The 13279-nt window shown below is 68.3% G+C and carries 10 protein-coding genes and 1 riboswitch; of the genes, 2 read left to right on the forward strand and 8 right to left on the reverse strand.

Translation table 11 applies throughout. The annotated features are described in order from the left end of the window. Positions 1-61: 61 nt before the first annotated feature. The 3 genes from ACFWMR_RS13150 to ACFWMR_RS13160 form a co-directional block, all read right to left on the reverse strand. Positions 62-1516: a cytochrome P450 gene (locus ACFWMR_RS13150; protein ID WP_378378509.1), complete on the reverse strand. Its 1455-nt coding sequence runs from the start codon at positions 1514-1516 to the stop codon at positions 62-64. A gap of 141 nt (positions 1517-1657) precedes the next feature. Further along, a complete protein-coding gene (metE, locus tag ACFWMR_RS13155) occupies positions 1658-3931 on the reverse strand; it encodes a 5-methyltetrahydropteroyltriglutamate--homocysteine S-methyltransferase (RefSeq protein ID WP_378378510.1) in 2274 nt (757 codons plus the stop codon). 101 nt (positions 3932-4032) lie between these two features. After that, positions 4033-4253: riboswitch (cobalamin riboswitch) on the reverse strand. A 43-nt stretch (positions 4254-4296) separates the two neighbouring features. Further along, complete coding sequence (locus tag ACFWMR_RS13160; protein WP_378378511.1) at positions 4297-4860, reverse strand: TetR/AcrR family transcriptional regulator; 564 nt, start codon at positions 4858-4860, stop codon at positions 4297-4299. A 90-nt stretch (positions 4861-4950) separates the two neighbouring features. Here ACFWMR_RS13160 and ACFWMR_RS13165 point away from each other — a divergent pair, with 90 nt between their 5' ends. Further along, entirely contained in the window at positions 4951-5913 is a 963-nt protein-coding gene (locus ACFWMR_RS13165; RefSeq protein ID WP_378378535.1) for a ketopantoate reductase family protein, read from the forward strand. A 60-nt stretch (positions 5914-5973) separates the two neighbouring features. Here ACFWMR_RS13165 and ACFWMR_RS13170 read toward each other — a convergent pair whose 3' ends face one another. The 5 genes from ACFWMR_RS13170 to ACFWMR_RS13190 form a co-directional block, all read right to left on the reverse strand. After that, complete coding sequence (locus tag ACFWMR_RS13170; RefSeq protein WP_378378512.1) at positions 5974-7062, reverse strand: ribonucleotide-diphosphate reductase subunit beta; 1089 nt, start codon at positions 7060-7062, stop codon at positions 5974-5976. A gap of 66 nt (positions 7063-7128) precedes the next feature. Further along, positions 7129-10134, reverse strand: a complete 3006-nt coding sequence (locus ACFWMR_RS13175; RefSeq protein ID WP_378378513.1) for a ribonucleoside-diphosphate reductase subunit alpha — start codon at positions 10132-10134, stop codon at positions 7129-7131. Positions 10135-10354: 220 nt separating this feature from the next. Then, complete coding sequence (locus tag ACFWMR_RS13180) at positions 10355-10963, reverse strand: acetoacetate decarboxylase family protein (RefSeq protein WP_378378514.1); 609 nt, start codon at positions 10961-10963, stop codon at positions 10355-10357. Further along, positions 10960-11799, reverse strand: coding sequence for an enoyl-CoA hydratase-related protein (locus ACFWMR_RS13185; protein ID WP_378278939.1), 840 nt, complete (start codon positions 11797-11799; stop codon positions 10960-10962). Before ACFWMR_RS13185 ends, ACFWMR_RS13180 begins: the two co-directional genes overlap by 4 nt. A gap of 42 nt (positions 11800-11841) precedes the next feature. Then, entirely contained in the window at positions 11842-12222 is a 381-nt protein-coding gene (locus tag ACFWMR_RS13190; RefSeq protein ID WP_093934205.1) for a MerR family transcriptional regulator, read from the reverse strand. A 50-nt stretch (positions 12223-12272) separates the two neighbouring features. Here ACFWMR_RS13190 and ACFWMR_RS13195 point away from each other — a divergent pair, with 50 nt between their 5' ends. Further along, positions 12273-13127 carry an NAD(P)-dependent oxidoreductase gene (locus ACFWMR_RS13195; protein WP_378378515.1) on the forward strand — a complete coding sequence of 285 codons (855 nt, stop codon included), beginning with the start codon at positions 12273-12275 and terminating at the stop codon, positions 13125-13127. Positions 13128-13279: the final 152 nt, after the last annotated feature.

Genomic DNA, 13279 nt, shown 5'->3' on the forward strand with positions numbered 1-13279 from the left:
CTACACGAGTGGTGACCGGAAGTTACCAAGAGTACTCGAAAGTGGTTGTTCGCCGGCCGGGTCAGCGTGCCGTCAGCCGGATCGGCAGGCCGTCCGCGGGGACGGGCAGGGAGACGTAGTCCCAGCGCGCGGTGTAGTCCTCCGGGACCGACCAGCGATACGCCCGCAGCACCTCGTGGAGCAGCGCTTTCACTTCGAACGTCCCGAAATGCAGACCGATGCACTTGTGCGCGCCGCCGCCGAACGGCATCCAGGCGTAGCGGTGAGACTTGTCCTCACGGCGTTGCTCGCCGAAGCGGTCCGGGTCGAAACGCATCGGATCGGTCCAGTGCTCCGGTGCGAAATGGTTGACGGTGGGCGAAACCCCGACCAGTGTCCCTTCGGGAACGAAGTGCCCGAGGACCTCGGTGTCCTTCACGGTTTTCCTTGCCAGGGAAGGAACCGGGGCCACCAGGCGCAGGGATTCCTTGATCACCAGGTCCAGCGTCTCCAGGGTTTCCAGCGCCTCGATGTCCGGCACGTCGTCGCCGAGCGCCAAGGACTCCCGGCGTGCGCGTTCCTGCCACTCGGGGTTCTTGGCGAGGTGGTAGACGGCGGCGGCGCTGGTGATGGTCGAGGTGTCGTGCGCCGCCATCATCAGGAAGATCATGTGGTTGACGACGTCGGCGTCGGTGAAGCGGTCGCCGTCCTCGGTGGTGGCGTGGCACAAGGCGGTGAAGAGGTCGTCGCCGTCGCTCGCCCGTTTCGCGGGCAGATTCGCCGAGAAGTAGCGTTCGAGGACCTTGCGGCCGTGCAGCCCCGCCGCCCAGCGGCCGCCGGGAACGGGGAATCGCACGATGGCCGTGCCCGCGCGCACGGAGTTCACGAACGCGCGGTTGATCGCGGCCGCGTCGTCGCCGGATCGCATACCCATGAACACGCGCGTCGCGACGTCGAGCGTGAGTTGCTTGAGGGACCAGTAGATCCGGGGATTCGGGCGGTCCGCCCACGCGGCGACGCCGTCGCGCAGGGCCGGTCCCATCTGGTCGACGTAGCCGGTGAGCCGCTGCCGGGTGAACGCCGCCTGCATGATCCGGCGGTGCAGATGGTGCTCGCCGAAGTCGAGCAGCATCAGGCCGCGGTCGAAGAACTGCTCGATGAAGAACTTCCAGCCCTCCTGGGAGAAGGCCTTGTCCTTGTTCACCAACGCGATCTGCGTGGCCTCCGGACCGGAGAGGGTGACGATGCGGCGGCCGAAAGCGCCCATCCACGACACCGGGCCGTAGGTCTCGTGGCGTTTGAGGCCGAACTCGATGCCGAAGCGCATGAAGTCCAGCGCGTGCCCGATGACCGGTGGGCCTTCGTCGCCGAGGACGGGCTTGAGGCCCGGCGGGGCGGGCGCGAGTTCGCGGACCGGCCAGGTCGCGCCGAGCCAGCGCTGGTCCACCGAACGCGGCAGGGGGATCGAGGTGAGCGGCGGAACCCGCTCGCGCAGCGCCCCGGTGACCCTTTCGACGGTGTTCGCCATGGTGACCATCTCCCCGTTGAGACCGGCTACCGCTCCACCATCGCACCCTTGTTGACGTCCTGACAATACCCTGGGGGAGGGAGCCGCCCCGAGTGTCAGGAAAGGGTCTTTCAAGACGTTTTTCGTCTTGAAAGACCCTTTCCTGACAGATCAGCCCAGCTCGGCCCGGACCGCCCGGGCGGCCGCGACCAGGTTCCGCAGGGCCGGTTCGACCTCGGCGTAACCGCGGGTCTTCAGACCGCAGTCCGGATTGACCCAGATCCGCTCGGCGGGCACGGCGCCGACGGCGGTCCGCAACAGCCCGCTGACCTCGTCGACGTCGGGGACGCGCGGCGAGTGGATGTCGTAGACACCCGGCCCGACGCCGCGGCCGAAGCCCGCCGAGCCGAGGTCGGTGACGACCTCCATCTTCGACCGCGCGGCCTCGATGCTGGTGACGTCGGCGTCCAGCGCGTCGATCGCCTTGACCACCTCACCGAACTCCGAATAGCACATGTGCGTGTGGATCTGTGTCGCGTCGGAGATCCCGGACGTCGCCAGCCGGAACGACGAAACCGCCCAGGCGAAGTACGCCTCGTGCGCCGCGGCACGCAGGGGGAGCAGTTCCCGCAGCGCCGGTTCATCGACCTGGATGACGCGGATGCCCGCCGCTTGCAGGTCGTGCACCTCGTCGCGGATGGCCAGCGCCACCTGGCGGGCGGTCTCGCCCAGTGGCTGGTCGTCGCGGACGAACGACCACGCCAGGATCGTCACCGGCCCGGTCAGCATCCCCTTGACGGGCTTCGAGGTCAGGCTCTGCGCGTAGCGGGCCCACTCGACGGTCATCGGCTCCGGACGGGAGACGTCGCCGTACAGGATCGGTGGCCGCACACACCGCGAACCGTAGGACTGCACCCAGCCGAAGTCGGTGGCCGCGAACCCGGCGAGCCGCTCGGCGAAGTACTGCACCATGTCGTTGCGCTCGGGTTCGCCGTGCACCAGCACGTCCAGGCCCAGGTCCTCCTGTAGCCGGATGACGTGCTCGATCTCCGCCTTCATCGCGGCCTCGTAGCCCGCGTCGTCCAGCGAACCCGCCTTGTGCGCGGCCCGGGCCTTGCGGACCTCGGTGGTCTGCGGGAACGAGCCGATCGTCGTGCTCGGCAACGGCGGCAGCTCCAGCGCGGCCTGCTGTGCCGCCGCGCGCTGAGCGTAGGGGGAGCGGACGGTGTCGTCCGGCCGCAGCGCCTCCAGCCGGGCACGCACGCCCGCGTCGGTCAGGTCGGCCGCGGTGGCGCGGTCCGCGACCACGGCACGGGCGGCTTCGAGATCGACGCCGTCCTCTTTCAACGCGCGGCCGAGCAGGACGACCTCGTCGACCTTCTGCTTGGCGAAGGCGAGCCAGCCCTTCAGGCGCGGGTGGAGTCCGTCCTCCCTTTCGACGTCGTAAGGCACGTGCAGCAGGGAGCACGACGTCGAGACGCTGACCGACTTCGCGGTGCCGAGCAGCGTCGCCGCCCGGCTGAGCGCGCGGGCCGGGTCGGTGCGCCAGACGTTGCGCCCGTCCACGACCCCGGCCAGGACCTCCTTGTCGCGCAAGGCGGGTTCGGCCGCGACGGCGTCCACAAAGGACTCGTCGGTGACCAGGTCGACAGCGACCGCGTCGATCGGGGAGCGGGCCAGCACGCCGAGACCGCGGCCGAGGCCGCCGAAGTACCCGGCGACCAGGATCTTCGGCCGCGCGGTCGCTTTCGCGAGCCGGTGATAGGCGCGGATGAGGGCGTTGAGTTCCTGCTCGGTGCGATCTCCCGCGAACGCGGGCTCGTCGAACTGGACCCACTCGACGCCTTCGTCATGCAGGCGCCGCAGCAGCTCGACGTAGTCGTCGAGGAGGTTGTCGAGCAGGTCCAGCGGGCGGAAGCCCTCCGGGGCGCTCTCGGCCGCCTTCGCGAGCAGCAGGAACGTCACCGGGCCCACCAGCACCGGCCGCGTCTCGACGCCGATCGCGCGGGCCTCGCGGTACTCGTCCAGCGGCTTCGCGCCGGTGAGCGAGAACGTCGTGTCCGGGCCGAGTTCGGGGACGATGTAGTGGTAGTTCGTGTCGAACCACTTCGTCATCTCCATCGCCGGCGCGTCCTGAACCCCGCGGGCGGCGGCGAAGTAGGTGTCGAGTGGCGAAAGACCGAGCGTCGTGAAGCGTTCCGGCAGCGCCCCGAACAGCTCGGCGGTGTCGAGCACCTGGTCGTAGTGGGAGAACGTGTTGGACGGGACGGAATCCAGCCCCGCGTCCTTGAGTTCCCGCCAGGTGCGGGTGCGCAGCGCGCGGCCGGTGTCCAGCAGTTCGGCCTCGTCGATCTTGCCCGCCCAATAGCGTTCGAGTGAACGCTTGAGTTCCCGGTCCGGTCCGATCCGGGGGTAGCCCAGCACTGTCGTGCCGATTTCGGTCACAGCTCTCTCCTCGCGAGCTTGTCGTCGGAGCCCGGAGCGCGCGCAGGAGTGACCGCCGTTCGGTCGTGCCCATCCCACGAGGCCCGGACTCACGCACGCCGTCGGCGCGCGTACCACGGGCAGGTCTTCGGACTCGTGGGCGACGTACTCGCTCCTACCGGCCGTCGCTTCCCGGGTGCCATACCCAGTGCTTTACCGTGTCTCGCACGGTGACGGCTTTCGTTCCCACATACCGCTGCGGGGCAGTCCCGGATTCTCACCGGGTTCCCTGTTACCTCGACCGGCCTGGAGGGCCGGGCGAACCAGTAGCACTCCGGAGCGTACTCAGGCCCGCTACGGGGTCGCTGGAATGTGAGAAAAGTCTGTCACCGGCGCAGCCCGTCCAGCACGAGGGTGATGACGCCGTCGGCCTCGGCCCGCCACTCGGGGCGGTCATGGGCCGCACCGATCCCGTGCAGCGCCATCATCACGGCACCGGCGTCCACGTCGTCGCGAACGGCGCCGTCCCGCACCGCGTCGGCCACGAGGGCGGTGACCGCCTCCTCCAGCGCCCGGCTGCCCTCGGCGAGGGCGCCCGAACGGTCGGCCATGAGGGTGGCCAGCGTCCTGGCCAGGCCGGCATGGGCGCCTAGGTGGTCGACCATGTCGCGAAGGAAGGTCGCCAAGGCTTCCGCCGGGGGAAGGGTGGCCTGGAGCTGTCGGGCGCGGTCGCACAGCGCGGCGACTTCCCCGTGGTAGACCGCCTCGGCCAGCGCCTCCCTGGTGGGGAAGTGGCGATAGAGCGTGCCCGTGCCCACGCCTGCCAGGCAGGCGAAGTCGTCGAAGCGCAGATCGAAGAAGCATCCGGCCTGGAAGATCTCCCGGGCCTTCGCGAGGAGGGCCTCGCGCTTGCGCCGGGCGTCGGCCCGCAGCGGCTTGTCGGCGGTCATGCGCTCCCTCGCGTTGACAAGTGGAGAGCATCTCCATATTTTCGAAAGTGGAGATAATCTCCAAATCGATCGTACCCCGTGAGGTCCAGCTTGAAGATCCTGATGTTCGGCCGAGGCGTGATCGCCACCATCTACGGCTGGGCCCTGCGGAAGGCGGGACATGACGTCGAGTTCTACGTCCGGCCGGGCCGCGCGGCGACGTACGGGGACTCGGTGGACCTCGACCTGTTCGACACGCGGCGCCGGATATGGGGGCAGCGTGTCGTCGAGAAGTGGCCGGTGCGCCTCCGCGAAACGCTGGAGCCGGACCACGACTTCGACCTGATCGTGCTCAGCGTTTCGCACCACCGCCTGCCGGAGGCGACGGCTTTCCTGGCCCCGCGTGTCGGCCGGGCCACGGTGCTGGTCTTCGGCAACGTCTGGACCGAGCCGGCGGCCGCGATCGGCCCGCTCCCTCTCGACCGCATCGCCTGGGGCTTTCCCCAGGCCGGTGGCGGTTTCGACGCGGACGGCGTGCTCCGCGGGATGCTGATGCCGTCGGTCGTCTTCGGCACCCTCGACCGGCCCCCGACCGATCGGGAGCGAGCCGTGCGCCAGGCGTTTCGCGAGGCCGGGCTCCGGATCAAGGAGCGCCCCGACTTCCGCGGCTGGCTGTGGGTCCATTTCGCGTCGGACGCGGGCCTGCTCTCGCAAGGCCTGCGGCTGGGTTCCCTGTCCCGGCTGGCCGGGTCGAGGAGCGACTTGCGCGAGGGGTTGCTGAACGGCCGTGAACTACTGCCGCTTCTCGAGGCGCGCGGACTCGACCTGCGACGTCATCGGGTCGGTTTGCTGCCGTTCCGGGCGCCCACCTGGCTGACGGCCCCCGTTCTCGCCTGGCTGACCGCTCATGTCGCGCCGGCGCGCGTGAGCATCACGGCGCACTCCGATCCCGACGCCGAGGAGCCGCGTGAAGTCTGCCGGGACACCTTGGCAGAAGCGCGCCGATTGGGCGTCCCGGTGCCGCGGTTGGAAGCGGCGGAACCGCACTTCGCCCGAGGCCCCGCAAGTACATGAAGGCCCCCTTCCTGTACCTAGGCGCAAGGAAGGGGGCCTTCATGTACTACGGACGGACGGTCAGTCCCAGTCGAGGGCGCCACCGGACTGGTACTCGATGACGCGGGTCTCGAAGAAGTTCTTCTCCTTCTTCAGGTCCATCGCCTCCGACATCCACGGGAACGGGTTCTCCGTCTCGCCGAAGATCGGCTGGAGACCGATCTGCTGGGCGCGGCGGTCGGTGATGAAGTGCATGTACTGCTCGATCAGCTCGGCCGAGAGGCCCAGCATGCCGCGCGGCATGGTGTCGCGGGCGTAGGCGACCTCGAGCTCGCAGGCCTCGGTCAGCATGCCGCGGATCTCCGCCTGGAACTCGTCGGTCCACAGGTGCGGGTTCTCGATCTTGATCTGGTTGATGCAGTCGATGCCGAAGTTCAGGTGGATCGACTCGTCGCGCAGGATGTACTGGTACTGCTCGGCGATGCCGATCATCTTGTTCCGGCGGCCGAGCGACAGGATCTGCGCGAAACCGGTGTAGAACCACATGCCCTCGAAGATCACGTAGAACGCGACCAGGTCACGCAGGAAGTTCTGGTCGGCCTCGGGGGTGCCGGTCTCGAAGTCCGGGTTCTCCAGGTTCTGCGTGTACTTGAGCGCCCACGCGTCCTTCTCCGAGATGGAGGGGACTTCGCGGTACATGTTGAACAGCTCGCCCTCGACCAGGCCGAGGCTCTCGCAGATGTACTGGAAGGTGTGCGTGTGCACGGCCTCCTCGAACGCCTGGCGCAGCAGGTACTGGCGGCATTCGGGGTTGGTGATCTGGCGGTACACCGCGAGCACGATGTTGTTGGCCACCAGCGACTCCGCGGTGGCGAAGAAGCCCAGGTTGCGCTTGAGCATGGTGCGCTCGTCCTCGGTGAGGCCGTCGGGCGACTTCCACAGCGCGATGTCGGCCTGCATGGCGACCTCGGTCGGCATCCAGTGGTTGTTGCAGCCGGCGAGGTACTTCTCCCACGCCCAGGTGTACTTCATCGGCAGCAGCTGGTTGACGTCGGCGCGGGCGTTGATCATCCGCTTGTCGTCGACGTTGATGCGGGCGGCGCCGACTTCGATCTCACCGAGACCGGTGGCGTCGGTGGAAGCGTCAAAGGTGGTCATAGAGCGGCTCACTTCACGAGTGGGGGGTCGTGAGTGGTAAGGACGGTTCTAACCGTCCTTACCACTCACGAGGATGTCTTACTGGCAGGCTTCGCAGTCCGGGTCGTCGATCCGGCAGGCGGCGCCGTCGGTGGCGACGAAGTCGACGTCCGAGACCTGCGGCATCTCCTTCGGCTCCGGCTTGGCGGCGGGAGCCGGGGCCGGGGCGGTCACCGGCACGGCCGGGACAGCGGCGGCCGGCGACGGCGAGACCGCGGCGGTGGCCGACGGAGCGGGCGAAGCGGCGGGAGCCGGGGCAGGAGCGGCAGGCTTGGATGTGGCGGGGGCCGGGGTGGCCGAGACCGCGTTCAGCTTGCCGTCGGTGCCGCGCAGGGTGCTCTTCTCCACGTGCGTCGCGGACCGCGCCCGCAGGTAGTACGTGGTCTTGAGGCCCTTGTGCCAGGCGTAGCGGTACAGCTCGTCGAGCTTGCGGCCGCTGGGTGCCGCGATGTACAGGTTCAGCGACTGCGCCTGGTCGATCCACTTCTGCCGACGCGAACCGGCGTCCACGAGCCACTTGGACTCGATCTCGAACGCGGTGGCGTACAGCGCCTTCAGGTCGTCCGGCACGCGGTCGATCTGGCCGAGGCTGCCGTCGAAGTACTTCAGGTCCGAAACCATGACCTCGTCCCACAGCCCGCGCTCCTTGAGCGAGCGGACCAGGTGCGGGTTCACCACGGTGAAGTCACCGGACATGTTCGACTTGACGAACAGGTTCTGGAACAGCGGCTCGATCGACTGCCCGACGCCCACGATGTTGGAGATCGTCGCGGTCGGCGCGATCGCCATCACGTTGGAGTTGCGCATACCGACGGTCTTGACCCGCTCGCGCAGCGGCGCCCAGTCCAAAGTGGACGAGGTGTCGACGTCGAGGGCGTCGCCCTGGCGGGCGTCGATCAGCAGCTGCATCGAGTCGATCGGCAGGATTCCCTTGCTCCACAAGGAACCCTCGAACGTCTGGTACTGGCCGCGCTCCTCGGCGAGGTCGGTCGAGGCCGAGATCGCGTAGTAGCTGATGTGCTCCATGCTGGTGTCCGCGAACTGGACGGCCTCTTCCGAGGACAGCGGGACACCGATCTCGAACAGCGCGTCCTGGAAGCCCATCAGGCCGAGCCCGATCGGGCGGTGCCGCAGGTTGGACCGGCGTGCTTCCGGGATGGTGTAGAAGTTGATGTCGATCACGTTGTCGAGCATGCGGACGGCGGTGCGCACGGTCTTCTCGAGGCGCTTCGCGTCGATGCCCTCGGGGGTGACGTGCTTGAGCAGGTTCACCGAGCCGAGGTTGCAGACCGCGACCTCGTCGGTGGTGGTGTTCAGGGTGATCTCGGTGCAGAGGTTGGACGAGTGCACGACACCCACGTGCTGCTGCGGCGAGCGCAGGTTGCACGGGTCCTTGAAGGTGATCCACGGGTGGCCGGTCTCGAACAGCATGGTCAGCATGCGGCGCCACAGGTCGACCGCGCGGATCTTGCGGAACACCTTCAGCTCACCGCGCTCGGCGGCGGCCTCGTACTCGCGGTAACGCTCGGCGAACGCGTTGCCGTAGAGGTCGTGCAGGTCCGGGGTCTCGTTCGGCGAGAACAGCGTCCACTGCGCGTCGGCCTCGACCCGGCGGAGGAACTCGTCCGGCACCCAGTTCGCGGTGTTCATGTCGTGCGTGCGACGACGGTCGTCACCGGTGTTCTTGCGCAGGTCGAGGAATTCCTCGATGTCCACGTGCCAGGTCTCGAGGTACGCGCAGGCCGCGCCCTTGCGCTTGCCGCCCTGGTTCACCGCGACCGCCGTGTCGTTGGCGATCTTGAGGAACGGCACGACACCCTGCGACTGGCCGTTGGTGCCCTTGATGTGCGCGCCGAGGCCGCGGACCGGGGTCCAGTCGTTGCCGAGGCCGCCCGAGTACTTCGCCAGCAGCGCGTTGTTCTTGTACGCCTGGAAGATCGAGTCGAGGTCGTCGTCCACAGTGGTCAGGAAGCAGGACGACAGCTGCGGGCGCGTGGTGCCCGAGTTGAACAGCGTCGGGGTGGACGCCATGAAGTGGAACGACGAGAGCAGCTCGTAGAACTCGATCGCGCGGGCTTCACGGTCGTCTTCGCGGATCGCGAGACCCATGGCGACGCGCATGAAGAACGCCTGCGGCAGTTCGAAGCGGACGCCGTTGTGGTGCTGGAAGTACCGGTCGTACAGGGTCTGCAGGCCGAGGAAGCCGAAGTCGAGGTCACGCTCGGCGTGGATCGCCGCGGTGATCTTGTCCAGGTCGAAGGTCTGCAGCTCGGCGTTGACCAGCTCCAGTTCGATGGCGCGCTTGAGGTAGTCCCGGAAGTACTGCGGGTACCGGGTGGTCATCTCGTCCTGGCTGGCCTGCTGCGGGACGCCCGCGAGGTAGCTGAGCGCCTCGCCGCGGAGCTTGTCCGCCAGCAGCCGGGCGCTGACGTAGGAGTAGTTCGGCTCCTGCTCGACGAGCACGCGCGCGGCCATGATCTGGGCGAGGGCGAGTTCGTCGGCGCTGATGCCGTCGTAGAGGTTGCGCTTGGCCTCGGCCAGCACCGGCTCGGCCGAGACGTCCTCGAGACCGGCGACGGCCTCGCCGACCACGTGCGAGACGCGGGCCCAGTCGAGCGGGCGGAGCGTGCCGTCGGCCGCCTTGACGCTGATCGCGACGTCGGACGACGCGGGCTTTTCGGCGTCGCGGGCCTTCGCGCGCTCATCGCGGTAGAGGACGTACGCGCGGGCGACCTTGTGATGCTCGCCGCGCATCAGCGCGAGCTCGACGATGTCCTGGATCTGCTCGATGTGCAGCGCGGTCTCGGGACCGGCGTGGCGGAGCAGCGAGGACTCGATCTGCTCGGTCAATTCCTGGACCAGGTGGTGGATCCGCGACGAAGCGGCCGCGTCACCGCCCTCGACGGCGAGGAAGGCCTTGGTCACGGCGACCGAGATCTTGTTCGCGTCGAAGGGGGACACGCTGCCGTCCCGCCGGATGACTCGCACGGTCGCGGGGGTGGTGTCCGAAGACGAGGGTGGCCGCTGACCGGTATCGACTGACATCGTCACTCCAAAGGGCGCGTTGAAGCACCACAAGGCCTCACAAGGCCGTGCGCTGCACGTTCACAAAGCTGTCCGACCACCGCTCCTGAGCGGTCTCCCCGTCGCTGGGCGGTGCCGGTTCCCAGAGACTACATGTAGGGGTCGGAGGCTGCACGTGCCCCAATGGGTGGCGTGTCGTGGTCTCACCCTGGCGGGTTAGACGATCACGCTGAGCGGCTGGTCAGCCGCCGAAAACGATCGTGAAATCGCGCAGACAGGCACTCAGGACGGGCCGTTGACCGGCCAGGAAGCCCAGCGGTCCGTGCTCGTTGATCCGCCAGTCCGCGGCGGCCGGGCGAGGCTTCGCCTTCGCTCGGACGGGGCTTCTTTTGAGACGTCCGTCCAGCATCTGGACGACGTCGAAGGCCGCGGGCATCCGCACCGGAAGGCTCGGGCGGACGGTGAAGGCGGCCGTCGCGATCCAGTCCTCGTGGGTGGCCGCCGAAGCGGTGAACGTCCGCCCGTGAGTGAAGTCGAGCGCGGCGAGATCCTTGGGGATGCCCCACAGCGCGCGGCCGCCGGCGAGCGAGACCTCGCTGTCGACCCAGATGTCCGTGATGGAGCTGGACAGGCGTTCGCCGCGGACGGCGACCGTCGCCAGCAGCTCGTGATACTGGAGCTGCCCGGGTTCCTGGTAGTCGATCCAGGCGGTGAACACCTGCGCGCGGCCGCCCACCACGATCGGCTCGACACCGTCTGGCAGCTCCGGCAGTTCGCTCACCGGGACACGCCAGATCGACAGGTGCGCCTGGCCCGCCAGGTTCCACGGTTCGGGGGGATAGGCGGTCACGCGTTCCGCCACGGCAGGTAGGCGGGCTGGTCGGTGTCGACGCGCATGGAGAACTCCGGTGGTCGTTTCTGGAGGAAGGACATGACCCCTTCGACGGCGTCCGGGCTGGAGCCCAGGCCGCCGATCAGCCGTGAGTCCAGTGCGTGCACGGGGAACGGTGATTCGGCGCTCGCCATCCGGTACAGCAGCTGGCGGGTCACCGCGACCGAAACCGGTGACGTGGTCGTGGCGATCTCCAGCGCCAGTTCGCGGGCCTTGCCGAGCACTTCGCCGGGCTCGTGGACACTGTGGACCAGACCGGCGCTCTTCGCTTCCTCGGCGCCGAAGACGCGGCCGCTGATCATCCAGTCGAGTGCCGTGCCCATCCCGACGAGCCGGGGGAGGAACCACGCGGACGCGCCCTCGGGATAGATGCCGCGGCGGACGAACACGAAACCGAACCGGGAGTCGGTGGACGCCAGACGGTAGTCACACGACAGCGTGATCGTGACGCCGCCGCCGACAGCCGCGCCCCGCAGGGCGGCGATCACCGGCTTGTTCATCGTGAAGATCCGTTTCGAGCAGCGTCCCGCCGGTTCCTGCCACGCCGCGTCCGGCCCGGACTCCGGGTCGAAGTCGAAACCGCCCTGCGAGAGGTCGGCGCCCACCGAGAAGTCCTTGCCGTTGCCGGTCAGGATCACCACTCGGACGTCTTCGTCGCTGTCGGCCCGGTCCATCGCGTCGCCGAGTTCGTCGGCCATGCGGATGGTGTATCCGTTGCGGGCCTCGGGCCGGTTGAGCGTGACCGTCGCGATGCGGTCGGCGACCTCGTAGGTGATTTCGGCGTACGCGCTCATGACGTGAAAGTAAGACTATGTTGACAAGGTGTCAATAAGGGCTCAGGCGAAGAGCTCGTAGGTCTTCTTGCCGGTTTGTTCGGCCGCTTCGATGTACCCGGCGAGCGCGGTGCGGGATCGCATGATCCTGTCCAGCTGTTCGTCGAGCTTGCCGAGTCGTTCGCGCATCGCGGCCAGCAGCTCGGGGCAGCCGATCAGCTCGGGCTCCTCGCCGATCGCGCAAGGGAGCAGGTACGCGATGTCTTCGGACGACAGGCCCGCGGCGAGCAGGTGCCGGATCTGCTTCACCCGCAGGACGGCGGTTTCGTCGTACTCGCGGTAGCCGTTCGTGGCGCGCTCCGCCTCCAGGAGTCCTTGTGCTTCGTAGTAGCGCAGCTGGTGAGTGTTGACTCCCGTGCGGCGGCTCAGTTCCCCGATTTTCATCGTGTTTCCCACTTGACCTTCATACCGGTCTCAACGTCGACGATGCAGCCATGGACAACGAAACCACCGCACCTGTGACAGTTCTCGGCCTCGGCCTGATGGGGACCGCGCTCGCCCGCGCGTTCCTCGCGGCCGGGCATCCCACCACCGTCTGGAACCGGACCGCCGCCAAAGCTTCGGCTTTGGTGGCCGAGGGTGCGCGGCTCGCGCCCACGATCGGTGACGCGCTCGCGGCGGGCGGCACGACGATCGTGTGCCTCACCGACTACCCGGCCGTGCGCGACCTGCTCGACGATGCCGCGCTGGAAGGCGCGACCTTGGTCAACCTGACCTCGGGCGATTCCGGTCAAGCGCGGGAAACCGCCGCCTGGGCGGAAAAACGGGGTGCCCGCTACCTGGACGGCGCGATCATGGCCATCCCGTCGTCGATCGGTACCGAGGAGGCGGTGATCCTGCTGAGCGGGCCGCTGCCGGACTTCGACCTCGGCGCGCTCGGCACGGTCAGTCACCTCGGCGAGGACCCCGGGCTCGCGTCGCTGTACGACGTCGCCGGCCTGACGATGATGTGGAGCGTCCTGAACGCGTGGCTCCAGGGCACCGCGATGCTCAAGACCGCCGGCGTCGACGCCGCGACGTACGCGCCGTTCGCGCAGCAGATCGCCGCCGGGGTGGCCGGCTGGCTGCCCGGCTACGCGGAGCAGGTCGACAAGGGTTCCTTCCCCGCGGAGGTGTCGGCGCTGGAGACCGACGTGCGGGCGATGGCGCACATGGTCGAGGAGAGCGAGGCGCTGGGCGTGAACGCCGAACTGCCGAAGCTGATCAAGGCGATGGCCGACCGGGCGATCGCGGCGGGGCACGGCGGGGAGCAGTACCCGGTGCTGATCCGGGAGTTCGAGCGGCCCTGACGAGCGGACGCGCGTGATCAGGCGCGTGACTCGCGTGATTGAGCACGGGACTCGCGTGACGGAAGGCGGAACTCGCGTGACTGGACGCCGTCCTTGGTGTGCGGAGTCCGGACACGCGAGTTCCGTGTCTGATCACGTGAGTGCGGCGTCGT

This window comes from Amycolatopsis thailandensis, assembly GCF_042723255.1.
Classification (GTDB): domain Bacteria; phylum Actinomycetota; class Actinomycetes; order Mycobacteriales; family Pseudonocardiaceae; genus Amycolatopsis; species Amycolatopsis thailandensis.

Excerpts from the sequence above, each read along its gene's own strand:
- ACFWMR_RS13150 (WP_378378509.1), bottom strand. The coding sequence starts at position 1,516 with ATGGTCACCATGGCGAACACCGTCGAAAGGGTCACCGGGGCGCTGCGC.
- ACFWMR_RS13160 (WP_378378511.1), bottom strand. The coding sequence starts at position 4,860 with ATGACCGCCGACAAGCCGCTGCGGGCCGACGCCCGGCGCAAGCGCGAG.
- ACFWMR_RS13175 (WP_378378513.1), bottom strand. The coding sequence starts at position 10,134 with ATGTCAGTCGATACCGGTCAGCGGCCACCCTCGTCTTCGGACACCACC.
- ACFWMR_RS13185 (WP_378278939.1), bottom strand. The coding sequence starts at position 11,799 with ATGAGCGCGTACGCCGAAATCACCTACGAGGTCGCCGACCGCATCGCG.
- ACFWMR_RS13190 (WP_093934205.1), bottom strand. The coding sequence starts at position 12,222 with ATGAAAATCGGGGAACTGAGCCGCCGCACGGGAGTCAACACTCACCAG.
- ACFWMR_RS13195 (WP_378378515.1), top strand. The coding sequence starts at position 12,273 with ATGGACAACGAAACCACCGCACCTGTGACAGTTCTCGGCCTCGGCCTG.